The sequence below is a fragment of the Pseudomonas sp. LjRoot277 genome (genome assembly GCF_964253845.1).
GTDB lineage: Bacteria > Pseudomonadota > Gammaproteobacteria > Pseudomonadales > Pseudomonadaceae > Aquipseudomonas.
In genome coordinates, this window is the sequence record NZ_CAXURI020000001.1 from 3,916,000 (window position 1) to 3,938,911 (window position 22,912).

22 protein-coding genes are annotated in these 22,912 nt (G+C 60.4%); 14 read left to right on the forward strand and 8 right to left on the reverse strand.

What is annotated here, in order from left to right; translation table 11 throughout:
- Positions 1–11 precede the first annotated feature (11 nt).
- The 5 genes from ACSQ87_RS18375 (at position 12) to ACSQ87_RS18395 (ending at position 3,903) form a co-directional block, all read left to right on the forward strand.
- Complete coding sequence (locus ACSQ87_RS18375; RefSeq protein ID WP_436274016.1) at positions 12–971, forward strand: YVTN family beta-propeller repeat protein; 960 nt, start codon at positions 12–14, stop codon at positions 969–971.
- On the forward strand, positions 968–1,699 hold the full coding sequence (locus ACSQ87_RS18380) for an ABC transporter ATP-binding protein (protein WP_223430895.1): 732 nt from the start codon (positions 968–970) through the stop codon (positions 1,697–1,699). The genes ACSQ87_RS18375 and ACSQ87_RS18380 overlap by 4 nt, the downstream gene beginning before the upstream one ends.
- On the forward strand, positions 1,696–2,487 hold the full coding sequence (locus ACSQ87_RS18385; RefSeq protein ID WP_033054522.1) for an ABC transporter permease: 792 nt from the start codon (positions 1,696–1,698) through the stop codon (positions 2,485–2,487). Before ACSQ87_RS18380 ends, ACSQ87_RS18385 begins: the two co-directional genes overlap by 4 nt.
- Positions 2,488–2,626: 139 nt before the next feature.
- A complete protein-coding gene (locus ACSQ87_RS18390) occupies positions 2,627–3,184 on the forward strand; it encodes a PQQ-dependent catabolism-associated CXXCW motif protein (protein WP_436274017.1) in 558 nt (185 codons plus the stop codon).
- A gap of 56 nt (positions 3,185–3,240) precedes the next feature.
- Positions 3,241–3,903 carry a response regulator gene (locus tag ACSQ87_RS18395; protein ID WP_436274018.1) on the forward strand — a complete coding sequence of 221 codons (663 nt, stop codon included), beginning with the start codon at positions 3,241–3,243 and terminating at the stop codon, positions 3,901–3,903.
- A gap of 113 nt (positions 3,904–4,016) precedes the next feature.
- Here ACSQ87_RS18395 and nahK read toward each other — a convergent pair whose 3' ends face one another.
- The 4 genes from nahK to ACSQ87_RS18415 all read right to left on the reverse strand — a co-directional run bounded on the left by nahK (position 4,017) and on the right by ACSQ87_RS18415 (position 10,211).
- Entirely contained in the window at positions 4,017–6,611 is a 2,595-nt protein-coding gene (nahK, locus tag ACSQ87_RS18400) for a hybrid sensor histidine kinase/response regulator NahK/ErcS' (RefSeq protein WP_436275103.1), read from the reverse strand.
- Positions 6,580–7,743, reverse strand: a complete 1,164-nt coding sequence (gene nosP / locus ACSQ87_RS18405; protein ID WP_223430897.1) for a nitric oxide-sensing protein NosP — start codon at positions 7,741–7,743, stop codon at positions 6,580–6,582. Before nosP ends, nahK begins: the two co-directional genes overlap by 32 nt.
- A gap of 267 nt (positions 7,744–8,010) precedes the next feature.
- Entirely contained in the window at positions 8,011–9,195 is a 1,185-nt protein-coding gene (locus ACSQ87_RS18410) for a porin (protein ID WP_436274019.1), read from the reverse strand.
- A gap of 209 nt (positions 9,196–9,404) precedes the next feature.
- Complete coding sequence (locus ACSQ87_RS18415) at positions 9,405–10,211, reverse strand: sulfite exporter TauE/SafE family protein (protein ID WP_436274020.1); 807 nt, start codon at positions 10,209–10,211, stop codon at positions 9,405–9,407.
- Positions 10,212–10,370: 159 nt separating this feature from the next.
- Between ACSQ87_RS18415 and ACSQ87_RS18420 the strand changes: the two genes are divergently transcribed.
- The gene (locus ACSQ87_RS18420; RefSeq protein WP_436274021.1) at positions 10,371–11,234 is read left to right on the forward strand and encodes an MBL fold metallo-hydrolase; all 864 of its coding nucleotides are present in this window, start codon (positions 10,371–10,373) and stop codon (positions 11,232–11,234) included.
- Between the two features lie 154 nt (positions 11,235–11,388).
- On the opposite strand, the gene bkdR is transcribed toward ACSQ87_RS18420, so the two are convergent.
- Entirely contained in the window at positions 11,389–11,877 is a 489-nt protein-coding gene (bkdR, locus tag ACSQ87_RS18425; RefSeq protein ID WP_033054503.1) for a Bkd operon transcriptional regulator BkdR, read from the reverse strand.
- 185 nt (positions 11,878–12,062) lie between these two features.
- On the opposite strand from bkdR, the gene ACSQ87_RS18430 reads away from it, so the two are divergent.
- From ACSQ87_RS18430 to ACSQ87_RS18455, 6 genes are all read left to right on the forward strand, one after another.
- Complete coding sequence (locus ACSQ87_RS18430; RefSeq protein ID WP_223430901.1) at positions 12,063–13,298, forward strand: 3-methyl-2-oxobutanoate dehydrogenase (2-methylpropanoyl-transferring) subunit alpha; 1,236 nt, start codon at positions 12,063–12,065, stop codon at positions 13,296–13,298.
- A gap of 1 nt (position 13,299) precedes the next feature.
- The gene (locus ACSQ87_RS18435) at positions 13,300–14,358 is read left to right on the forward strand and encodes an alpha-ketoacid dehydrogenase subunit beta (protein WP_033054499.1); all 1,059 of its coding nucleotides are present in this window, start codon (positions 13,300–13,302) and stop codon (positions 14,356–14,358) included.
- On the forward strand, positions 14,359–15,630 hold the full coding sequence (locus tag ACSQ87_RS18440; protein WP_436274022.1) for a dihydrolipoamide acetyltransferase family protein: 1,272 nt from the start codon (positions 14,359–14,361) through the stop codon (positions 15,628–15,630). It begins immediately after the preceding gene.
- A gap of 3 nt (positions 15,631–15,633) precedes the next feature.
- Entirely contained in the window at positions 15,634–17,016 is a 1,383-nt protein-coding gene (gene lpdA, locus ACSQ87_RS18445) for a dihydrolipoyl dehydrogenase (protein WP_436274023.1), read from the forward strand.
- A 299-nt stretch (positions 17,017–17,315) separates the two neighbouring features.
- A complete protein-coding gene (locus ACSQ87_RS18450; protein ID WP_223430904.1) occupies positions 17,316–18,335 on the forward strand; it encodes a branched-chain amino acid aminotransferase in 1,020 nt (339 codons plus the stop codon).
- 134 nt (positions 18,336–18,469) lie between these two features.
- A complete protein-coding gene (locus ACSQ87_RS18455) occupies positions 18,470–18,811 on the forward strand; it encodes a hypothetical protein (protein ID WP_150657482.1) in 342 nt (113 codons plus the stop codon).
- Here the strand turns inward: ACSQ87_RS18455 and ACSQ87_RS18460 are convergent.
- Entirely contained in the window at positions 18,801–19,727 is a 927-nt protein-coding gene (locus ACSQ87_RS18460) for a LysR substrate-binding domain-containing protein (protein ID WP_436274024.1), read from the reverse strand. The two genes, ACSQ87_RS18455 and ACSQ87_RS18460, sit on opposite strands and share 11 nt — an antisense overlap.
- Before the next feature lie 105 nt (positions 19,728–19,832).
- Here ACSQ87_RS18460 and ACSQ87_RS18465 point away from each other — a divergent pair, with 105 nt between their 5' ends.
- Positions 19,833–20,441, forward strand: coding sequence for a LysE family translocator (locus ACSQ87_RS18465; RefSeq protein ID WP_436274025.1), 609 nt, complete (start codon positions 19,833–19,835; stop codon positions 20,439–20,441).
- Here the strand turns inward: ACSQ87_RS18465 and ACSQ87_RS18470 are convergent.
- Positions 20,438–21,202, reverse strand: coding sequence for an ArsR/SmtB family transcription factor (locus tag ACSQ87_RS18470; RefSeq protein WP_436274026.1), 765 nt, complete (start codon positions 21,200–21,202; stop codon positions 20,438–20,440). The genes ACSQ87_RS18465 and ACSQ87_RS18470 overlap by 4 nt on opposite strands.
- 82 nt (positions 21,203–21,284) lie before the next feature.
- On the opposite strand from ACSQ87_RS18470, the gene ACSQ87_RS18475 reads away from it, so the two are divergent.
- Positions 21,285–22,406, forward strand: a complete 1,122-nt coding sequence (locus ACSQ87_RS18475; protein ID WP_436274027.1) for a cytochrome P450 — start codon at positions 21,285–21,287, stop codon at positions 22,404–22,406.
- 15 nt (positions 22,407–22,421) lie between these two features.
- Here ACSQ87_RS18475 and ACSQ87_RS18480 read toward each other — a convergent pair whose 3' ends face one another.
- Entirely contained in the window at positions 22,422–22,898 is a 477-nt protein-coding gene (locus ACSQ87_RS18480) for an MEKHLA domain-containing protein (protein ID WP_223430909.1), read from the reverse strand.
- Positions 22,899–22,912: the final 14 nt, after the last annotated feature.

A 22,912-nucleotide genomic window follows, 5' to 3' on the forward strand; every position in this document is an offset into this window, starting at 1 on the left:
AGGAATCCGCCATGCGCCGCACCCTGCTCTCTTGCGCCCTGCTGCTCGCCGCCGGGCACGCCGCGGCCAGCACCGCCTGGGTCTCCAACGAAAAGGACAACAGCCTCAGCCTGATCGACCTGCAGACCCTGCAAGTCACCGACACCCTGCCCGTCGGCCAGCGCCCGCGCGGTCTGCTGCTGTCCCACGACAATAGGCTGCTGTACATCTGCGCCAGCGACTCGGACCGGGTCCAGGTGATGGACATCGCCACGCGCAAGATCATCAAGGAACTGCCCTCGGGCAAGGATCCTGAACAATTCGCCCTGCACCCGAATAATCGCTGGCTGTACGTTTCCAACGAAGACGATGCGCTGGTGACAGTGATCGACACCGAAACCTCCAAGGTGCTGAGCCAGATCAACGTCGGCGTCGAACCCGAAGGCATGGCCGTCAGCCCCGACGGCAAGTGGGCGGTGAACACCAGCGAAACCACCAACATGCTGCACTGGATCGACACCAGCACCCAGACCCTGGCCGACAGCACCCTGGTGGATCAGCGGCCGCGCTTCGTCGAGTTCACACCCGATGGCTCGAAACTCTGGGCCTCGGCGGAAATTGGTGGCACGGTGACCATTCTCGACGTCGCCACCCGCAAGGTCCTCAAGACCCTGACCTTCCAGATCAAGGGCGTGCACCCGGACAAAGTCCAACCGGTGGGGATCAAGCTCAGCGCCGACGGCAAGTACGGTTTCGTCGCCCTCGGCCCGGCCAATCATGTGGCGGTGATCGACGCCAAGACCTTCGAGATTCTTGATTATCTGCTGGTTGGACGACGGGTCTGGCAGATGTCGTTTACCCCGGATCAAAAACAATTGCTGGCCACCAACGGCGTCAGCGGCGATGTATCGGTGATCGATGTCGACAACCTCAAGGTCACCCGATCGATCAAGGTCGGGCGCTATCCGTGGGGCGTGGTGGTGACGCCATGAACGCACTCGAAGTCAGCGAGCTGAGTTTCGCTTATGGTGCGAAAGAGGCGTTGCGTCAGGTGAGTTTCAGCCTGGCACCCGGCCGTTTCGCGGCGCTGCTGGGGCCGAACGGCGCGGGCAAATCGACGCTGATCGCCCTGCTCACTCGACTCTACGATGTGCAGCGCGGTGACATCCGGGTCGGAGGCTGTTCGTTGCGCAACGCGGCGCGTCCGGCGCTCAAGCAATTGGGTGTGGTGTTTCAGCAAAGCACGCTGGACCTGGACCTCAGCGTCGAGCAAAACCTGCGTTATCACGCCGCGCTGCATGGGATGTCCCGGCGCCAGACCGGCCTGCGGGTCGACGCCGAACTGGCTCGTCTGGCCTTGACCGAACGCCGTCGCGAGCGGGTTCGCGAACTCAATGGCGGCCACCGTCGCCGGGTGGAAATCGCCCGAGCGTTGTTGCATGAACCGCGCCTGCTGCTGCTCGACGAGGCCAGCGTCGGCCTCGACCCGGCCAGTCGTCTGGCACTCAATCAACACATCCGCAGCCTGTGCCTCGAGCAAGGCATCAGCGTGCTTTGGACCACTCACTTACTCGATGAAGTACAGCCCAGCGACGACTTGTTAATCCTTCATCAGGGTCGGCTGGTCGCCAGCGGACAGGCGGACGCCCTGAGCCTGGAACACGGCGGCGACCTCGGCTCGGCCTTCTCTCGACTGACGACTTCAGGAGCCGCCCAATGAATGCCTACTGGCAATGTTTCAGCGGCATCGTGCTGCGTGAATGGCTGCGCTTTGTGTTGCAACGCACGCGGTTTCTCAGTGCGCTGGTGCGGCCGTTGTTGTGGCTGCTGGTGTTCGCCGCCGGTTTTCGCGCCGCACTCGGGATCGCGATCATCGAGCCCTACGACACCTACATTCCGTATGAGGTGTACATCATCCCCGGGCTGGCCTGCATGATTCTGCTGTTCAACGGCATGCAAGGTTCGCTGTCGATGGTCTACGACCGCGAAATGGGCAGCATGCGTGTGTTGCTGACCAGTCCCCTGCCCCGGACTTTCCTGCTGTGCAGCAAACTGTTGGCTACCTCGTTGATCTCGCTGTTGCAGGTGTATGCCTTTCTGGCGATTGCCTGGGTGTACGGCGTGCAACCACCCGCCATGGGGCTGTTGATCGCCTTGCCGGCGTTGCTGCTGGTGGCGTTGATGCTCAGCGCGTTGGGCCTGTTGCTGTCGAACGCGATCCGTCAGCTGGAGAACTTTGCCGGGGTGATGAATTTCGTGATCTTCCCGCTGTTTTTCCTGTCATCGGCGCTGTATCCGCTGTGGAAGATGCGCGAATCCAGTGAGTGGCTGTACTGGTTGTGCGCGTTGAACCCGTTCACCCATGCGGTGGAACTGGTGCGGTTTGCCCTGTATGAACGCTTCAATCCGTTGGCGCTGGCGGTGTGCATCGGGCTGACACTGGTATTCGCGCTGCTCGCCGTGTTCACCTTCAACCCGCAACACGCTGCCCTGCGCAAAACCAACTAGCAACACAGTGCTCCCACAGGGGATTTGTGTTGAACAGGGTGAAATTACTACTTTAGTACTGGTTTTCCTGTCTATCGTCGCATTCCAATCGCACCGAGACTGGCATGTAATAGGTTCATAACTATAAGGATTGAACCCCATGCCGCGTGCCCGACGTCGTCTGCTACGCCCTTCTCTCGCCGCGCTATCGCTGAGCCTGTTGCTGGGCGTCGCGCAGGCCGAAACACCGCTGTTTTCCGCCGACGGCTATCGCATCGGTCTGTACCGCAGCCCGACCCCGAATCAAGTACAAGGCGCCGGCATCATTGATACCGCCGCCCTGCAAACCCTGCTGACCCAGACACCGCGTCCGGTGCTGATCGACGTCTACCGCCGCCAATGGTTGCAAGGACGTTTCATCGAAGACCAGCCCCACGAAAACCTCCCCGGCAGCCATTGGCTGGCCAATACCGGCGACGGTGACCTGACGCCCGACTGGCAGGACTATTTTGCGCGTAAGCTGAACACATTGACCGCAGGTGATCTCGCGCAACCGCTGGTCTTCTACTGCCGCTCCGATTGCTGGCTGAGCTGGAACGCCGTGAAGCGCGCCGCCGCCATGGGCTATAAGACTCTGTATTGGTATCGCGACGGCCTGGACGCCTGGCAGGCCGCCAACCTGCCCGTATCGCCCGCCCAGCCCGAGCCCTTCCCCTGACCTTTACGCGTGCGAGTTGTTGCCACACCCTGATCAAAATAATGAGGTGAAAGGCTATGTACAAAATTCTGATTGCCGACGATCACCCGCTGTTTCGCGAAGCCATTCATAACGTCATCAGCGACGGTTTCCCCGGCAGCGAAGTGATGGAAACCGCCGACCTGGACAGCGCCCTGGTGCTGACGCAGGAACACGACGACCTGGACCTGATCCTGCTCGACCTGAACATGCCCGGCATGCACGGCCTCAATGGCCTGATCAACCTGCGCAACGAGGCGCCGACCATACCGGTGGTGATCGTCTCGGCCGAACAGGACAAACAAATCGTGCTGCAAGCCATCACTTATGGTGCAGTGGGTTTCATCACCAAATCCTCGCCACGGGTGCAGATGACCGACGCCATCCAGCAGATCCTCAACGGCAATGTCTACTTGCCGCCGGACATCATCCGCACGCAAAGATGCGGCACAAGGCGCATGAACGATGCCCCGAGCTTTCCGCCGGAACTGCTCCAGGCCTTGACCCGCAAGCAGTTGCTGGTGCTCGAACGCATGACCAAGGGCGAGTCGAACAAACAGATCGCCTACACCCTGGAAATCGCTGAAACCACGGTCAAGGCGCATGTCTCGGCAATCCTGCGCAAACTCAATGTGCACAACCGGGTGCAGGCGATTTTGAGTGCCGGCGACATAGATTTCGGATCGTATTTACGGCGTTGAGACCGAGTCGCCCCTTTCGCGAGCAAGCCCGCTCCCACATTGGATCTGAGTGAACTCGGTCAATTGTGGGAGCGGGCTTGCTCGCGAAGGGGCCAGTGAACACACCAGACGCCTCAAGGCCTGCCGAGCAAATGACTCATCGCGGTCTTGAGCTTCATCGGCCGCACCGGTTTGTGCATCAGGGTGTGGCCCAGTTCGCGGATCTGCTGTTTGAGTTCATTGCTGTAATTAGCGGTGATCATCATCGCTGGGATCGCTGAACCGCGTCGGGCGTTGATCCGGGCGACGGCATCGACGCCGTTCTGATCGTCATTCAGGTGATAGTCAGCGATCAGCAAATCGGCTTCTTCGTGATAGTTGTCCACTTGCCGCGCCAGGTCCTGCTCCGACAGTGCCGTGACCACCAGACACCCCCACCCTTCGAGCAACGTGCGCATGCCGGCGCAAATGGCCGCGTCGTTGTCCAGCACCCACACCCGCGCCCCACGCAGACGTTCAAGCATCGGTTCACTCATCAGCAGACTCGGCAGCGCCTTGGGTGCCGTGGCGCTGAGCGGCACTTCGACCGAGAACATCGAGCCCTTGCCCGGCCAAGAACGCACGTGAATGCGGTGACCGAGAATCCCGGCAATCTTTTCCACGATCGCCAGCCCCAGGCCCAAACCGCGATCCTGATCAGGACGCTGCACATCACCGCGTTTGAATTCCTGAAAAATCTCTTCCAGACGGTTTTCGGCGATCCCCATGCCACTGTCCCAGACCTCAATCGACAGGCGCTGGTGATGACGCCGGCAACCGAGCACCACGCGACCGCTGTAGGTGTAGCGAATGGCGTTGCTCAACAGATTTCGAAGGATCCGCGCCAGTAATTGAATGTCACTGCGTACCAGTGCGGAACAAGGGATGAAATGCAGCTCCAGGCCCTCACTGCGAGCCACCTGGGTGTACTCGGCCGCAAGGTTTTCCAGCAATTCGCTCAGGGCAAACGGCGCAATGTCGGCCTTGATCACCCCGGCATCCAGTTTTGAGATATCGACCAGCGTACCCAGCAGGCTCTCCACGTCTTCCAGGGAGTTGCTGACATTACGCACCAAAATCGCATTGGCCACCGGCTCCCGCCGTTCGAGCAACGCGCTGGTAAACAACCGCGCGGCGTTGAGTGGTTGCAGCAGGTCATGACTGACGGCAGCGAGAAACTTGGTCTTTGACAGGTTGGCCTGTTCGGCCTCGAGTTTGGCTTCACGCAGGCGCGATTCCGCCCGCCGACGCTCATCGATCTCGCGCAGCAGCTGGTCATTGAGCGTAGTCAGTTCCGCCGTCCGTTCGCGCACCCGCAACTCAAGATTCTGATAGGCCTGGTGCAGCGCTTCAGCGGTGCGACGGCGTTCGGTGATGTCGCGGATCAACACGAAAATCCCCACCACTTCCCCGGTGGCCAGGCGATTGGGTACGTAGGAACGCAGCATGTAGCGCTCCTGGCTGTTGATGTTGGTTTCGGCGAACTCGAACGTCACGCTATCACCGGCCAGGGCCCGGGCCACGTAGGCTTCCAGGCGCTGGTAATGCTGTTCGCTGTGGACTTCGCGCAGGCTCTGCCCAAGCATCACGCCCCGAGGCCAGCAGTACCATTCTTCATACACCTTGTTGGTGAACTCGTAGACCAGATCGGCATTCAGGTAGGCAATCAGCGCCGGCACATGGTCGGTGATCAGGCGAATCCAGCGCTCGCTTTCGCTCAGCGCTTCGGCGTGCTGGTAACGTTCGGTGATGTCGGTGAAGGTGTTGACGAAACCGCCGGTGGGCAACGGATGGGTGCGGATTTCCAGCACCCGGCCATCGTAGAGACGCTGCTCGCATTCCTGCACGTGCCGCCCGTTTAGATCCCGACTGGCCGGGGTCAGCAGGTTCAACTCGCTGTCGCCGATCACTTCGGCAAACGGACGATGGGCCGCCACTGGGGCCAAGCCACTGAGTTCGAGGAAACGCCGGTTCCACAACTCCAGAATGCCCTCGGCGTTGACCATGGCCACGCCTTGAGACAGGTTGTCGACCGCCCGTTGCAACAAATGCGATTTCTGCGCCACCGCCTGCTCGCGGCGCACGGTTTCGCTGAGTTTGACGTCGGTAATGTCGGTGAACAGGATCACCCGCCCGCCTTCCTGGGTGGGTCGTTCGCTGACTTGCAACCAGCGACCGTCCTGCAGGCGATAGAGCAGGTTTTCGTCGGCATGCCCGCGCGGTTCTTCAGTGAACAGCCCGGTGGCGGACATCAGCCGCTTGACCTCGGCCAGGCGCATGCCGGCGTTGATCCGCACCCGGCTGTTGCCCCAGAACGCCTTGAAACGGCTGTTGAACAAGACGATTCGTTGGTCCGCATCGAACAGCACAAACGCATCGGAAATGCTCTCGATCGCATCGATCAAATGCTGATGCGCGGTTTCCGCGCGCAGGCGTGCCTCGCTGAGCAAGTGATTGCCCGACTTGAGTTCGGCCATGGCCTGATTCAACGCGTCGGTGCGCTCACGCACCTGCTCGGCCAGCACCACCGAATGCTGGAACGCCGCGTAGGGGTCATTGCCGCGGGTGATGCCGGACTCGATCCGCTCGATCAGGGCGCCATTGATGCGCTGCAGTTTGTGGTTGTCGCGCTGCAGGCTGGCGATCTGTGCCTGAAGCTCAGCGGTGTCCAGGGGACCGGTCTCGGGCAATGGCAACCCCGGTGAAGGTTTGGTTGATGTGCATGCCATTGAACTGTTCTCCGTAGGTGTTGAAACCCATCACCCGCTGGTCACGCAAAAACGTTCCGATCTGCTCCAGACTGCCGCCGTCTTCCAGCTCAAGACGCCTGAGAAAGCAGTCGCAGCCGATGGTCAGCAACAGATCGCCGAGGCGCTCCTGCAAGCCTTCGAACAGGGTTTGCAGATTCGGCAGCATCGGGCCGGGCGTCATGACGGTGAGGACGATGCCGTTTTCCACCGCGCAGTAGAAACTCAGGCTCAGGTCCGGGTGAACCTGCTGGATCGCCCGCACGTAATACTGATCGTTGATCCGCACGGCCAAAGGGTGCGCGGCGAAGATCCGATGATCGAGCTCAGCCACCGGCACGCCGATGTGTCGGGCGTACTCCTCGGCGGCCGGCTCGGCATTGAGTTCGAAAACCCGGCGCGAGGCGCTGTCGGCCCCGGTGACCACCAGTTTTTCTGCCCTTGGCAGGATGTGATGAGTGGTGAACACCTCGAAGTCCAGCCAGGTGTTGACCAGCACCACCACCGCCGCACCGCTGTGGAACTCGCCATTAAAAAAGACGTGGGTGTGGGTCAGGTAATTGTCGTCGCCGGCCGAACCGCCGAAATGCGGGATGTCGCCCAGCGCCGCACTCAGAGCTGCGAGGACCATTTCTTCACGACTGGACAAACCATCGAGCAGGGTCAACGCAAAACTGTTGCCCTTGATCGGCGCGAGGGTGTTGCTGCGACAGCCACTGACCAGTCGTTCGACCATTTGCTGGGCGTCGATCAGGCTGAAGCGCTCCATCTCGGAGATCAGTTCGGCGTCGATGGAAAAATGTCGGTGGTCGAATCCGACCGCGGTCACGCAATTGCGGCCGTAGCCAAGGGGCGTGATTTCCCCGGCGCTGGTGCAACCCACCAGGCGAATACCGCCGAAGCTTTGTTGCAAGGCCTGGCCCAGCGCCTGCAAGTCGTACTCGGCGGAACAGAAGAACAGCACGAAGCCCAAGTGCGGGTGCAACAGTTGTCGCGCCAGCTCCTGGGCCACCTGTTGTGCATCGGTAGCCTGGGACATTGCACTGACCACACCTTCACTCTGGACCTGCTGCATCGTCGCCTCCCGCAGGTGCGCATGTATGAGGTTCGAGTGTACGAAGCCTGTGAGCGGCTACGTATGCTACTTGGGTAGCGGGTAGCCGCTTCGATGGGATGAGAACGGGATTTGCACGATTGCATGGCTGGAGCTTTTGTGGCGAGGGGACTTGTCCCCGTTGGACTGCGCAGCAGGCCCCTGCGGTTGATGCGCAACCGAAGGGGGCCGCTTCGCGACCCAACGGGGACAAGTCCCCTCACCACAGGGATCTGCGTCGCTACAGGGTTACCAGGTCAGCACCGCCCCCACCGCAAAGGTGTCGGTGTCTTCGTTCTGGTCGCTGGTGTCGTGGCCGTTGATTGCGAACTGGTTGTACTCGGCTACCAGCTTGAGGTTGTCGTTGACGTCATGGAACAGCGCGATGCCCCGCGTTTCGTAGTCCGCGCCGCTGCCAACCACGCCATTGCCGTCGTCGTTGGTCTTGCCGTAAGACAAAGCCAACCGGTTCTTGCCCAGTTTGTAGGAGCCCTGCAGCAGGTAACCGTCACTGTCGACGTTGCGCAGGGTCGGTTCGCCGGCGTTGTTGGTGAAGAACGGGTTGATGCCTTTGGCCTGGAAGCCGGAACCGGTGAGGGACAAGCCGCCCATTTTCGCCTGCACGCCATAGCCGACGCCTTTGGAGGTGACGGACTCGACGGTGGAATCGGTATTGTCAGACGTCTGGTAGCTGCCGTTGACCCAGCTGTAGATCTTCGCCCCGGCGAGGTCGAACTGATAGGTGATCTCGCTTTCGGTACGCGGGTTTTCTTGGTAAGCCTTGCCTGTCGGGCTGCTGTCGTTGGTGTCCACCGGGTCCATGATCCCCACGGCCACCCGCAAACCCTCCATAACCGGCGTGCGGTAGGTAATCTGCGACGTCGGGAACGGGTACGGATAACCCGTGCCGATGTTGCCGAACGACACCCCGCCACCGTCCACCAGCCCTAGGGTATCGCTGACCTGTCCGTAACCGGCGAGCATTTCATCCAGCAGGATGTTGGAACGGGCAAACAGGCCGAAGTCCTTGCCAATCAGCACTTCGCCCCACTCCGGGTTCGCCACCGTGCCGTAGAACTGCCGCACGTCGATGGCGGTGTCGGTGCCATTGGTTTCGCTGTCGTTGATGGTCACCCAGAAGGAGGACCGGGCGCCGAGCTTGAGGTCATCGACCTGCTTGCTCATGTTGAAGCCCAGGTAGTTGGGCAGAAAGCCCATTTTGACCCGCGCCTGTTTCCGGTCGAACTGGTCGCCGGCACGGTCCACATCGCTGTTCACATAGAAGGCGTTGATGTAGCCATCGGTGGAAAACGTGGTCTGGTCCTTGTCGTACAGCACGATCTCGGCTTCGGCCATCGAGCTCAAACCGAGGGTCGACAGGCTGGCGATGAAGGCCGGCAAGAAACGATGCTTGATGTTCTTATTGTTGTGCATGACGCGCTCCGCAGCGGGGGACTGAATGTCGGAGGCGATTATCGAAAGCTGACCGGCGGCGTCATACGCTGCCTTGGAGGCGGTTTTGAAGTGCTTTGGAGTGGCAGGTGATGCGCGACAAGTTCGGTGTAAGACCGTCCGTCGACGAGGCCCGGAACTTAAGGTGTACGCCTGTGGAACGGACTGGCCTCCACAGGAACCGGTACTTGCTAGACGCCCGCTCTAAACAGCATGTAAGCGGCGACCACGACACAGATGCTGGCGAAGCCGATCTGCAATCCCCGGGCCGGTACTCGCGCGCAAAGTCTTCGGCCAATGATCATGCCGACGATGCTTGCGACGATAAACGCCACGCCCAGACTGTCGATTCGCACCCCGGCCTGAAACGCGCCGATCACGCCGATGGCGGAAATCAGGCTGATGACCATCAAGGAAGTGGCGACGATTCCGCGCATCTGCACATCGGTCAGCTGCTTGAACGCCGGGACGATCAGGAAGCCGCCGCCTACCCCGAGCAGCCCGGAGACCACACCGGTCACCGCGCCCAGCGCTGCGAGGGTCGCGGTGCACTTGGCGGTCCAGGAAAAGCGCCCGGTCTGCTGATCGAGCATGCAGTTCTTCTGGCCCCAGTTGGCGTGGCCGTGGTCGCTTGGTCCCTCTTCCTGTCGCTCACGACGCAGCATCCGCCAGGCCACCATGACCATCAGCAGGCTGAACAGGATCATCAGGATTTTTTCCGGCAACTGATGGGCGAAGTAGATGCCGACCGGCGAAAAAACCGCCCCCAGCAGGGCGATCAGCAAGGCTGCGCGATAACGCACCAGACCATGGCGCAACCCGTCAATGGCGCCGACAGCCGCCGCACTGCCCACAGCAAAGAGTGCGACCGGTGCAGCCTGGGTCATGGTCAAACCCAGCCCCAACACCAAGGCCGGCACCGCAAGAATGCCGCCACCGGCGCCGGTCAAACCCAGTACCAACCCCATCACCACGCCAAAGAAACTCGCCAGCAACATAAAACACTCGTGATCTGCAAAAAAGCCGGGAGCGCCCGGTATCGATGACTGACAGGATAGAGCCCGCGCAGCTTTTTTCATTAATTGAATTGATGCGGGCTGGTCAGCGCAGGGAAAATGAAACTACCCTCATGACTTGTCCAGAAAGAAACGGCCACCATGCCCGCCTTGATTGAAGCTTTTTTAGACCCTGCCTCGTCGACCTACAGCTACGTCATCTACGAGCACGATGGCGGGCACTGCGCCATCGTCGACCCGGTGCTCGACTACGACCCCGCCGCCGGGCGAACCGGCACCGCTCAGGCCGACAAGATCATCGCCTTCGTTCGCCAACATCAATTGCAAGTGCAATGGCTGCTGGAAACCCATGCCCATGCCGATCACCTGTCCGCCGCACCGTATTTGCGTCGGGAACTGGGTGGGAAGATTGCTATCGGCGAATCCATCAGCAAGGTTCAGGGGGTGTTCAAGACCCTGTTCAACCTTGAGCCGGAATTTCGCAGTGACGGTTCACAGTTCGACCATTTGTTCGCGCCGGACGAATCATTCAGGATCGGCAACCTCAAGGCTACGGCCCTGCATGTTCCCGGCCACACGCCAGCGGACATGGCTTATCTGATCGACAGCGATGTGATTCTGGTGGGCGATACACTGTTCATGCCGGACGTGGGCACCGCGCGCTGCGACTTTCCCGGCGGCAATGCCAACCAGATGTTCGCCTCGATCCGTAAACTGCTGGCTTTCCCTGCAAGCGTTCGACTCTATGTCTGCCACGATTACCCGCCTGCGGGCCGCGAACCTCAGTGCATGAGCACGGTGGGCGAGCAGCGCAAAAGCAATATTCACATTCATGACGGGATTGTCGAAGCCGCGTTCGTCGACATGCGCACCCGGCGCGATGCGGGGTTGGGCATGCCGACGCTGTTGCTGCCGGCGATTCAGGTGAATGTGCGGGCGGGGAATTTGCCGCCGGCCGAAGGCAATGGCGTGACCTACCTCAAAATCCCTCTGAATAAACTCTGACTTCCACCTCGTAGCAGCTGTCGAGCACCGCGAGGCTGCGTTCGGTTTGGGCCGCATTCGGACGAAGCAGTCGTAGTACCTGTAACCGCGTTCTTTCTGACAGACTGCAGACGCAGCCTCGCGGTGCTCGACAGCTGCTACAGGGGTTTTGCGTTTAGTTGTTGAGGGTCAATCCGTTGGCCGGCAATGGCAGCGCGGTTTTATAGCGCACCTGCTTGAGTGCAAAGCTCGAACGGATGTTGGCAACGCCGGGGACTTTGGTGAGGAAGTCCATCATGAAGCGCTCCAGCGACTGAATAGTCGGCACCAGTACGCGAATCAAATAGTCCGGGTCGCCGGCCATCAAATAGCACTCCATCACTTCCGGGCGATCCGAGATCGCCTCCTCGAAATGCTGCAACGCCTCCTCCACCTGTTTTTCCAGGCTGACGTGAATGAACACGTTGACGTGTAGCCCCAGCAACTCGGCATCCAGCAGGGTCACCTGCTCGCGAATCAGGCCCAATTCTTCCATCGCCTTGACCCGGTTGAAGCACGGCGTCGGCGACAGGTTGACCGAGCGTGCGAGGTCGGCGTTGGTGATGCGCGCGTTCTCCTGAAGGCTGTTCAAAATGCCGATATCGGTACGGTCCAGTTTGCGCATGAGACAAAACCACCTGTTTTTTATGTTTATGCAGATTTTTTATCCTCAAATGATCTCCAGCGCAACGAAACAGAGAGAAATATTCTTCTTGGGCCGGCCTATGATTGTTGTAGGACAAGATTTCTTTCATCGAAGAATGACGGTCAGCTCACTACAAGAAATTCACAAGATCGAGCGTAGAAGCCATGAACCAAGCGTACGAACCGCTGCAACTGCACGTTCCCGAACCATCGGGCCGTCCTGGCTGCAAAACCGACTTCTCCTACCTGCGTCTGACCGACGCCGGCACGGTGCGCAAACCCCCAATCGACGTTGAACCGGCCGACACCGCTGATCTGGCCAAGGGCCTGATTCGTGTGCTCGATGACGAGGGCAATGCCCTCGGTCCATGGGCCGAAGGCGTTCCGGTCGAGATCCTGCGTAAAGGCATGCGTGCCATGCTCAAGACGCGGATCTATGACAACCGCATGGTGGTCGCCCAGCGTCAGAAAAAAATGTCGTTCTACATGCAGAGCCTTGGCGAAGAAGCCATCGGCAGCGGCCAGGCCCTGGCACTGAACGTCGATGACATGTGCTTCCCGACGTACCGCCAGCAAAGCATTCTGATGGCGCGAGACGTGCCGCTGGTGGACCTGATCTGCCAGCTGCTGTCCAACGAGCGTGATCCGCTCAAGGGACGTCAGCTGCCGATCATGTATTCGGTCAAAGACTTCGGTTTCTTCACCATTTCCGGCAACCTTGCCACTCAGTTCGTACAGGGTGTGGGCTGGGGCATGGCGTCGGCGATCAAGGGCGACACCAAAATCGCCTCGGCCTGGATCGGCGACGGCGCTACCGCTGAATCCGACTTCCACACCGCCCTCACCTTCGCCCACGTTTACCGTGCGCCAGTGATCCTCAACGTGGTCAACAACCAGTGGGCGATCTCCACGTTCCAGGCGATTGCCGGGGGTGAAGCGACCACGTTTGCCGGTCGTGGCGTCGGTTGCGGCATTGCCTCCCTGCGGGTCGATGGCAACGATTTCGTCGCGGTCTACGCCGCCTCTGCCTGGGCCGCCGAACGTGCGCGCCGCAACCTCGGCCCGACCATGATCGAATGGGTCACCTACCGCGCCGGCCCGCACTCGACGTCCGATGATCCATCCAAATACCGTCCTGCCGACGACTGGAGTTACTTCCCGCTGGGCGACCCGATTGCGCGCCTGAAGCAGCACCTGGTGAAAATCGGTCAGTGGTCCGAAGAGGAACACGTCGCCGTCAGCGCCGAACTCGAAGCAGAAGTGATCGCCGCGCAAAAAGAAGCCGAACAGTACGGCACCCTCGCCGGCGGCCAGATTCCAAGCGCCGCGACCATGTTCGAAGACGTCTATAAAGAGATGCCGGAGCACTTGAAGCGCCAGCGTCAAGAGTTGGGGATCTGACATGAACGATCACAACAACAAAATCGAGTTGGAAACCGCCATGACCACGACCACCATGACCATGATCCAGGCCCTGCGCTCGGCCATGGATGTGATGCTTGAGCGTGACGACAACGTCGTGGTGTTTGGCCAGGACGTCGGCTACTTCGGCGGCGTGTTCCGTTGCACCGAAGGCCTGCAGAACAAGTACGGCACTTCCCGGGTGTTCGACGCACCAATTTCCGAAAGCGGCATCGTCGGTGTCGCCGTGGGCATGGGCGCCTACGGCCTGCGTCCGGTGGCCGAGATCCAGTTCGCCGATTATGTCTACCCGGCGTCAGACCAGATCATTTCCGAAGCCGCCCGCCTGCGTTACCGCTCGGCCGGCGAGTTCACCGCACCGATGACCCTGCGCATGCCTTGCGGCGGCGGCATCTACGGCGGCCAGACCCACAGCCAGAGCATCGAGGCGATGTTCACCCAGGTCTGCGGCTTGCGCACGGTGATGCCGTCCAACCCTTACGACGCCAAAGGCTTGCTGATCGCCTCCATCGAAAACGATGACCCGGTGATCTTCCTCGAGCCAAAACGCCTGTACAACGGCCCGTTCGACGGTCACCACGAACGTCCGGTAACCCCGTGGTCGAAACACCCGGCCGCACAAGTGCCGGACGGTTACTACACCGTGCCGCTGGACGTCGCCGCCATTACCCGTCCGGGCAAGGACGTGACCATCCTGACGTACGGCACCACCGTTTACGTGTCGCAAGTCGCGGCAGAAGAAACCGGCATCGACGCTGAAGTCATCGACCTGCGCAGCCTGTGGCCGCTGGACCTGGACACCATCGTCAAGTCGGTGAAGAAAACCGGCCGTTGCGTGATCGTTCACGAAGCGACCCGCACCTGCGGTTTCGGCGCCGAACTGGTCGCCCTGGTGCAAGAGCACTGCTTCCACTACCTGGAAGCGCCTATCGAGCGCGTCACCGGTTGGGACACTCCCTACCCGCACGCACAAGAGTGGGCGTATTTCCCTGGTCCGTCCCGAGTGGGCGCGGCTTTGCATCGGGTTATGGAGGTCTGAATGGGCACGCACGTTATTAAAATGCCGGACATTGGTGAAGGCATTGCAGAAGTTGAATTGTCGGTTTGGCACGTCAAGGTCGGCGACATGGTCGTCGAAGATCAGGTACTCGCCGATGTCATGACCGACAAGGCGATGGTCGACATCCCTTCGCCGGTGAACGGCAAAGTGATTGCGCTGGGCGGTGTGCCCGGCGAAGTCATGGCGGTTGGCAGCATCCTGATCAGCATTGAAGTCGAAGGCGCGGGCAACGTTAAAGAGTCCGCTCAGCCTGCACCCGTTAAAGAAGCACCGGTTGCGGCGCCGAAAGTTGCCGCCGCGGTTGAAAGCAAACCGGTTGCTGCTGCAGCGCCGCGAGCTGCCGTATGCCACGGCCCAATGGTCGCTCGCGAAGCTGATGAGCGTCCACTGGCCTCCCCGGCCGTGCGCAAACATGCGCTGGACCTCGGTATCCAGTTGCGTCTGGTGCGTGGCACCGGCCCTGCCGGTCGGGTGTTGCACGAAGACCTCGACACCTATCTGGCCCAGAGTCAGCAGCCGCAATCCACCGCAGCCGCCGCTTACGCCCAGCGTAACGACGAAGAACAAATCCCGGTCATCGGCATGCGCCGCAAGATTGCCCAGCGCATGCAGGACGCCACTCAGCGCGCCGCTCACTTCAGTTACGTCGAAGAAATCGACGTCACTGCCGTGGAAGAACTGCGCGCTCATCTGAACGAAAAACACGGCGCGACCCGCGGCAAGCTGACCTTGCTGCCGTTCCTGGTCCGCGCCCTGGTCGTCGCCCTGCGCGACTTCCCGCAGATCAACGCCCGTTACGACGACGAAGCCCAGGTCATCACCCGCCTCGGCGCGGTGCATGTCGGCGTCGCCACGCAAGCCGACATCGGTTTGATGGTGCCGGTGGTCCGTCACGCCGAAACCCGCAGCCTGTGGGACAGCGCGGCCGAAATCTCCCGCTTGGCCACCGCTGCACGCAATGGCAAGGCCAGCCGCGATGAGCTGTCCGGCTCGAGCATCACCCTGACCAGCCTCGGCGCCTTGGGCGGCATCGTCAGCACCCCGGTGCTGAACCTGCCGGAAGTGGCGATCGTCGGCGTCAACAAAATCGTCGAACGCCCGATGGTCGTCAAAGGCCAGATCGTGATTCGCAAGATGATGAACCTCTCCAGCTCCTTCGATCACCGCGTGGTCGATGGCATGGACGCGGCGCAATTCATCCAGGCCATCCGTGGTTTGCTCGAACAACCCGCCACCCTGTTTGTGGAGTAAGGCATGCAGACTTTAAACACCACGCTGCTGATCATCGGCGGCGGCCCCGGCGGTTATGTGACGGCGATTCGTGCCGGTCAGCTGGGCATCTCGACCATTCTGGTCGAAGGCGAATCACTGGGCGGTACCTGCCTGAATATCGGCTGCATTCCGTCCAAGGCGTTGATCCACGTTGCCGAACAGTTTCACCAGACGCAGCATCACAGCCAGTATTCGGCGCTGGGTATCAGCGTCTCGGCGCCGACGCTCGATATCAGCAAGAGTGTTGAATGGAAGGACGGCATCGTTGACCGCCTGACCACGGGCGTTTCGGCGCTACTGAAAAAGAACAAAATTCAGGTTATTCAAGGTCTTGCGAAAGTTATCGATGGTAAAACCGTAGAAGTCGGCGACACGCGCATTCAGTGCGAGCACCTGGTGCTGGCCACCGGCTCGAAAAGCGTGAACCTGCCGATGCTGCCGATTGGCGGCCCGATCATCTCCTCCACCGAAGCCCTGGCGCCGACCTCCGTGCCGAAACGGCTGATCGTGGTCGGTGGCGGTTACATCGGTCTGGAGCTGGGGATTGCCTATCGCAAGCTCGGCGCCGAGGTCAGCGTGGTCGAGGCTCAGGATCGCATCCTGCCGGCCTACGACGCCGAACTGACGCAGCCTGTACATGACGAACTGAAAAAACTCGGCATGAATATTTACTTGAAGCACAGCGTTCAAGGCTTTGATTCTACTAACAATACACTGCAAGTGCTTGACCCGAATGGCGACACCTTGAACTTGGAAACCGACCAGGTGCTGGTGGCCGTTGGCCGCAAACCGAACACTCAAGGCTGGAACCTCGAAGGTTTGAACCTGGACATGAACGGCTCGGCAATCAAGATCGACAACCGCTGCCAGACCAGCATGCGCAACGTGTACGCCATCGGCGACCTGAGCGGCGAACCGATGCTGGCCCACCGGGCCATGGCTCAGGGCGAGATGGTTGCCGAACTGATCAGCGGTAAATCCCGTGAATTCAACCCGACTGCCATCGCCGCCGTGTGCTTTACCGACCCGGAACTGGTGGTGGTCGGCAAGACACCGGACGACGTCAAGGCTGCGGGTCTGGACTGCATCGTTTCCAGCTTCCCGTTTGCGGCCAATGGTCGGGCGATGACTTTGGAATCGAAAAGCGGCTTCGTGCGGGTCGTGGCGCGGCGTGACAATCATGTGATTGTCGGCTGGCAGGCGGTCGGTGCGGGCGTGTCGGAATTGTCGACGGCGTTCGGTCAGAGCCTGGAAATGGGCGCGCGGCTGGAAGACATTGCCGGCACCATCCACGCGCATCCGACCTTGGGCGAAGCTGTGCAGGAAGCGGCTTTGCGTGCCCTCGGCCACGCGTTGCACCTGTAAAGACGCACACAAAACCCTGTAGCAGCTGTCGAGCAACGCGAGGCAGCGTCCGGCGGCGAAGCCGTCGTAATTCGCCCCACGCGGTCTACATGAAAGAACGCGATGGCCGGTTTTGCGACGACTTCGTCGCCGAACGCTGCCTCGCGTTGCTCGACAGCTGCTACATCGGGTGCATCGATGGTCGCAGAGATTGAATTCCGGCTGCGAAATGGGCCCGGAATGAAGTATTGTTGTCCCCATCCAGAAAAACGTCAGAAGCCTTGAACCGTTTCGACGGTTGTTAAGTGATAGAGGGTGTCATGGGTAACGAAAGCATCAATTGGGACAAGTTGGGTTTTGACTACATCAAGACAGACAAGCGCTATCTGTCGCACTGGCGTAATGGCGAGTGGGACAAAGGCACCCTGACCGAAGACAATGTGCTGCACATCAGCGAAGGCTCTACTGCCCTTCACTATGGCCAGCAATGCTTCGAGGGCTTGAAGGCCTATCGTTGCAAGGACGGTTCGATCAATCTGTTCCGCCCGGATCAGAACGCCGCACGCATGCAACGCAGCTGCGCGCGCCTGCTGATGCCACACGTGTCCACCGAGCAGTTCGTCGAAGCGTGCAAGGAAGTGGTCCGCGCCAACGAGCGCTTCATCCCGCCTTACGGCACCGGCGGCGCGCTGTACCTGCGTCCGTTCGTGATCGGCGTGGGTGACAACATCGGCGTGCGTACCGCCCCCGAGTTCATCTTCTCGATCTTCGCCATCCCGGTCGGTGCCTACTTCAAGGGCGGCCTGACCCCGCACAACTTCCTGATCTCCAGCTACGACCGCGCCGCCCCACAAGGCACCGGTGCAGCCAAGGTCGGTGGTAACTACGCGGCCAGCCTGATGCCGGGTTCCCAGGCCAAGAAAGCCCACTTCGCCGACTGCATCTACCTGGACCCGATGACCCACACCAAAATCGAAGAAGTCGGCTCGGCCAACTTCTTCGGGATCACCCACGACAACAAGTTCGTGACCCCGAACTCGCCGTCGGTGCTGCCGGGCATCACCCGTCTGTCGTTGATCGAGCTGGCAAAAACGCGTCTGGGCCTGGAAGTGGTCGAAGGCGACGTGTTCATCGACAAGCTGTCCGACTTCAAGGAAGCCGGTGCTTGCGGTACTGCTGCGGTGATCACCCCGATCGGCGGCATCAGCTACAACGACAAACTGCACGTATTCCATAGCGAAACCGACGTCGGCCCGGTCACCCAGAAGCTCTATAAAGAGCTGACGGGCGTACAGACCGGCGACATCGAAGCGCCAGCGGGCTGGATCGTCAAAGTTTGATTTGACGCAACTGTCCGTTTGAACACAAAAGCCCGGCCATCACGTTGAAGGCCGGGCTTTTTTTCGTCCGCATATCGCGGAAAACGTCTCTAGACTGCCACGTTCAATAGCCGTTAACAGGTGCCACCTCAACCATGAGCAAACTCTGGCGAAAGTATTTGGCCTTGCTGGACACCGACTTCACCACGCAAGTGTTCGACAACATCAAGAACCTGCTGGTGTGTGCCCTGCTGTTCGCGGCGGGCACCAACGCGCTACACAGCGATCAGTACTTGTTTATGGGGTTTCTCACCTCAAGCCTCGCCGGCTGGGGATTGATCCTGCTGTCAGCGGTGCTGATGCTGCTTAATGTCAGCGACGGCCTGCGTCGGCTGTCCAGGTTGCCGTATCACACGGCGTTTCAGATCATTCTGTTTCTGGTCTACCTGGTGTTGGCGGTGCGGGTGGTGGAGATTGTCTGGAATTTCAGGGCGTAGCGGTCACAGCACGAGGTGTTTGCCAACGCAGCTCATCCTCAGCAATGCGAGCAAACAACCACTCCACAAACACCCGTGTCTGCACGGTCACGTCCGGCGCGACACCGTAGTAATAACGCGGCAGCGGCATCCGCAAGTCGGGTAACGGGCAAATCAGGCGACCGCTCGAGAGGTGGGTGCCCAGCAAAGAGGTCGGGCACAAGGCAACGCCCTGTCCATCCACGGCGGCCTCAAGCACCAGGTGCATGTGATCAAACTGCCGCGTGACCTGAGTACCTGGCTGGCCTTGAGCAAAATGCAGGGCCCAGTTGTGCCAATCTTCGCGACGCGCCTTGGCGGTCAGTAACGTGTGCCGGCTCAGGGACGCGAGGTCCTCAAGGGCCAGGCGTTCGATCAGCGAGGGTGCCGCGACCAGCAACAGTTCGTCTTCGAAAAGCGCTCGCGCCTCAATCGCCGGCGCCCAGTCGTCACGACCACGGCGAATGACGATGTCGAACCCGTCGCGTGCATGATCGGGAGCCTGGGTTTGGGTGATCACCTGCGGCTTGATGTCCGGGTGCTGCGCAATGAAGTCCACCAGCCTGGGCGCTAGCCAAAGCATGGCAAAGGATGGACGGACATTGATCTTCACGGTCGGCAGCGAGGCGTGCTGCTTGAGTTCAGCCGCGGCGTTGGCGATCTGCGCCAGCCCGGCACTGACCTGCTCATAAAAGCGCTGACCGGCCGGTGTCAGCACCGATTGACGGATACGCCGCTCGAACAGCAGCACACCCAGGTGCTCTTCAAGCAATTTGATATGCCGGCTGACGGCACTGTGACTGACATGCAGCTCTTCGGCCGCCAGGCTGAAACTCTGATGGCGAGCAGCAACAGCGAAGGCGCGAACAGCATTAAGCGGCGGTAGTAGATTCATCATGTGTCTAATTTAGTCACATATGCACCGCAATTAAAGCGTTTGTCACGCCCACGTCGCCACGCCAATCTGCTCGCACGCAGCCAGAGCCACCTGACGGAGCAAGACATGAACAGCTACGGACTCTTTCTACTGTTTGCCACCCTGACCATTTTGAGTCCAGGGCCTGGCGTGCTCCTGACCCTGTCCAACGCGGTGCGCCACGGCTGGACCGGGGCAGTGCCGGGCATTCTGGGGATCGCATCCGGAGCGTTTATCGTCGCCGCCATCAGCGCCACCAGTGTCGGCCTGATCCTCAGCACCTCCGCCAACGCCTTTACCGCGTTGAAATACGCAGGGGCCGCCTATTTGTTGTACCTGGGTTACAAAAGCTGGCGCTCGGCTGGTTTCAACACGCTGCTTGAAACGCGCCCCTCAAGCCCGGGCTACCGCTTCCTTGAAGCGGCTTCGATCCAGTTTTTGAACCCTAAGGCGGTGTTTTTCTTTCTGGCGGTGTTCCCGCAATTCATTGACACCTCGGCGCACTTCTCCAGCCAGTTTTTCAAGCTGGTCGCCTCCTACGGCGTACTGGTGATCCTGGTGCATGGCAGCTATGCCTTGCTCGCCAATGCCGCCAAAGGCTGGTTATCCAGCCCGAAGGGGTCCTGGCTGGCGGCGAAAGTCTCAGGCGTGACCTTCGCCGGTTTCGGCGTGCTGATGGCCTCGGCCAGTCGCTAAGGCGCAGAACTGGCGTTCGCTCGGCGTCTGGTCTCGGTGGAAGCGGGTTTTGTTGTCGATATCTGAACCGGCAGTTCAACGGCAAACCGGCTGCTGAGTTCCTTTCGCCCCATCGCCGTCAACGCCAGCGCGCGGCTGTCCAGGTCTTGAGTCACCCATTTGCGCTTGATCGCCGTTTGCAACAACGCCGCCCCCAACGAACCGCCCAGATGCGGACGGCGCATGCTCCAGTCCAGGCATGGGCAGGCGAAGCGGCGACGCAGCGTGCTCAAGTCCTTGACCTCGATACCCAACCCTTCGAACAACGCCTCACCGCTGTCGCTCAGTTGATAGACCTGTTCATCGGTTTCCTGCAGCCACCCCGCTTCGATCATCCGGTCATGCAGCAGCACCGCCAACGTGCCGGCCATGTGGTCGTAGCAAGTGCGGGCGAATTGCAGGCGATCCGGGGTGCGCGGATTGAAAGTCGGCGCGGCGTTCTGGCCGATCACCATCAACGCTTCCAGCGCTTGGGCGACGCGCTTGTCCGTCAGGCTGTAATAGCGATGTCGGCCCTGCACGTGCAGCCGCACCAGCGCCAAATCCTTGAGTTTGGCCAGGTGCGCGCTGGCGGTGGAGGCGCTGACCTCGGCAATCGCCGCCAACTCAGTGCTGGTGCGGGCGTGGCCGTCCATCAGCGAACAGAGGATTTTCGTCCGGGCCGGTTCCGCGATCGCCGCAGCCACCTGAGAGACGCCGATGTCGTGCTGTTCTACGTTCATATTTCGCTCCCGGACGAATCAAGGCCCTTTCGGACTGGAGATAGTAGCAACACTTTTCCAACCACGAACAAGGCTGCGACCCATGGACCCGATCATCGCTGCGACTCATGCCGATCCTTATCCCTATTACGCGCAACTGCGCGCGGACGGCGGGCTGTTTTTTCATCAAGGACTAAAAATGTGGATTGCGAGTAACGCCCGAGTCGTTGCGGCTGTGCTGGCGCACCCTGACTGCCATGTCCGGCCATCCCACGAACCGGTGCCCAAGGCGATTGTTGGCGGGATGGCCGGCAAGGTCTTTGGTCAGTTGATGCGGATGAATGAGGGCGAACGGCAGCGTTGCCCGAGGTCGGCGATTCAACCGGGGTTGGCGTTGATTGATGCAGATGAAGTCAACGCGTTGGTCCGCGCTCGCCTGATCACTCCCGGCGCCGATGGGCTGTACAAGGCGATGTTCCGCGGGCCGGTGTGCGTGGTGGCTGCATTGCTGGGGTTCTCTCCGGCTCAGGGCCGGGCTATCAGCGAACTGACCGGAGACTTCGTCGCGTGCCTGTCGGCCCTTGGCGATCAGGCGCAACGGGATGCAGCGCACGTTGCGGCGGAACACTTGAGCGGCTATTTCGTTGAGCTGCTGGATGACCCGAGCAATCAGAGCACCCTGCTCGCCGGGATCCGCCAGCGCTTCGCGGCAACCTCTGACGACTCCGAAACGTTGATCGCCAACCTGATCGGCCTGTTCTCCCAGACCTATGAAGCCACCGCAGGGCTGATCGGCAATGCGCTGTTGGCGTTGATTCGAACCCCGTCGCTGCACAGCGAATCGACACCCGTGGGCGACTTGATCGCTGAAGTTCAGCGCTTCGATCCATCGGTGCAGAACACCCGCCGCTTTGTCGCTGCGACTTGTGAAATCGACGGGGTAGGCCTCAATTCAGGCGACATGATTCTGGTGCTGCTGGCCTCGGCTAATCGTGATCCGCTGCTCAATGACCATCCCGACGTCTTTCTTCTTGATCGTCCAGACCGGCGCAGCTTCACCTTTGGTGCGGGGCGGCATCAATGTCCGGGACAGTTGTTGGCGTTGAGTATTGCCAGCGCCACGTTGAGGGAGATTCTGACGTTAAAGCCTGCTTTGGATCGCCTGACCTGGCATTACCGACCTTCGCTGAACGGGCGTATTCCGCTGTTTAGCGATTTGCCGTAAGCCCGATCGTTCCTACTAATCAACCCGACCAACACGCTCCGCATCCGGCCAGAACAGTGCCGCCTGCCCTCGATGCTCACCGTGCTGATCGATCAGCGTCCAGACTTTGCCTTCGTGAATCATGAAGGCATTGCCATCCCGATCCACCCGATAACCGCTGTATCCATGAGCAATCCCGTTGGCCGTGACCTGCTCCAGCAACGTCTGGCGCATGGCTCGGTCCAGTGGCGAAGCGCTGAACCGTGATGGCATGCCGAGGAACTGCGAGCGATCGTATTTGAAACAGGCCAGCGTCTGTTCATTGGCATAGAAGAAGCAAGGATCGGCTTCGGTACCATGCGCTAGCAGACTGTAAGGCGCGTGCGCGTGCAACCAGTGCAAGCGCTCAGGTCCGGTCAGCGACTCAGGGGATGGCAGGCTTTGGCCGGTCCAGCGCCGGTAAGCTTCGTCCAGCAGTTGAACAGCAGCTGCATATTCGTTGATTGGCGACACGCGCCCTCCCACGC

Bases quoted from the DNA above. Each gene is read 5' to 3' on its own strand.
- ACSQ87_RS18375 (WP_436274016.1), top strand. From the start codon at position 12: ATGCGCCGCACCCTGCTCTCTTGCGCCCTGCTGCTCGCCGCCGGGCAC.
- ACSQ87_RS18380 (WP_223430895.1), top strand. From the start codon at position 968: ATGAACGCACTCGAAGTCAGCGAGCTGAGTTTCGCTTATGGTGCGAAA.
- ACSQ87_RS18385 (WP_033054522.1), top strand. From the start codon at position 1,696: ATGAATGCCTACTGGCAATGTTTCAGCGGCATCGTGCTGCGTGAATGG.
- ACSQ87_RS18390 (WP_436274017.1), top strand. From the start codon at position 2,627: ATGCCGCGTGCCCGACGTCGTCTGCTACGCCCTTCTCTCGCCGCGCTA.
- ACSQ87_RS18395 (WP_436274018.1), top strand. From the start codon at position 3,241: ATGTACAAAATTCTGATTGCCGACGATCACCCGCTGTTTCGCGAAGCC.
- nosP (WP_223430897.1), bottom strand. From the start codon at position 7,743: ATGCAGCAGGTCCAGAGTGAAGGTGTGGTCAGTGCAATGTCCCAGGCT.
- ACSQ87_RS18410 (WP_436274019.1), bottom strand. From the start codon at position 9,195: ATGCACAACAATAAGAACATCAAGCATCGTTTCTTGCCGGCCTTCATC.
- ACSQ87_RS18415 (WP_436274020.1), bottom strand. From the start codon at position 10,211: ATGTTGCTGGCGAGTTTCTTTGGCGTGGTGATGGGGTTGGTACTGGGT.
- ACSQ87_RS18420 (WP_436274021.1), top strand. From the start codon at position 10,371: ATGCCCGCCTTGATTGAAGCTTTTTTAGACCCTGCCTCGTCGACCTAC.
- bkdR (WP_033054503.1), bottom strand. From the start codon at position 11,877: ATGCGCAAACTGGACCGTACCGATATCGGCATTTTGAACAGCCTTCAG.
- ACSQ87_RS18430 (WP_223430901.1), top strand. From the start codon at position 12,063: ATGAACCAAGCGTACGAACCGCTGCAACTGCACGTTCCCGAACCATCG.
- ACSQ87_RS18435 (WP_033054499.1), top strand. From the start codon at position 13,300: ATGAACGATCACAACAACAAAATCGAGTTGGAAACCGCCATGACCACG.
- ACSQ87_RS18440 (WP_436274022.1), top strand. From the start codon at position 14,359: ATGGGCACGCACGTTATTAAAATGCCGGACATTGGTGAAGGCATTGCA.
- lpdA (WP_436274023.1), top strand. From the start codon at position 15,634: ATGCAGACTTTAAACACCACGCTGCTGATCATCGGCGGCGGCCCCGGC.
- ACSQ87_RS18450 (WP_223430904.1), top strand. From the start codon at position 17,316: ATGGGTAACGAAAGCATCAATTGGGACAAGTTGGGTTTTGACTACATC.
- ACSQ87_RS18455 (WP_150657482.1), top strand. From the start codon at position 18,470: ATGAGCAAACTCTGGCGAAAGTATTTGGCCTTGCTGGACACCGACTTC.
- ACSQ87_RS18460 (WP_436274024.1), bottom strand. From the start codon at position 19,727: ATGATGAATCTACTACCGCCGCTTAATGCTGTTCGCGCCTTCGCTGTT.
- ACSQ87_RS18465 (WP_436274025.1), top strand. From the start codon at position 19,833: ATGAACAGCTACGGACTCTTTCTACTGTTTGCCACCCTGACCATTTTG.
- ACSQ87_RS18470 (WP_436274026.1), bottom strand. From the start codon at position 21,202: ATGAACGTAGAACAGCACGACATCGGCGTCTCTCAGGTGGCTGCGGCG.
- ACSQ87_RS18475 (WP_436274027.1), top strand. From the start codon at position 21,285: ATGGACCCGATCATCGCTGCGACTCATGCCGATCCTTATCCCTATTAC.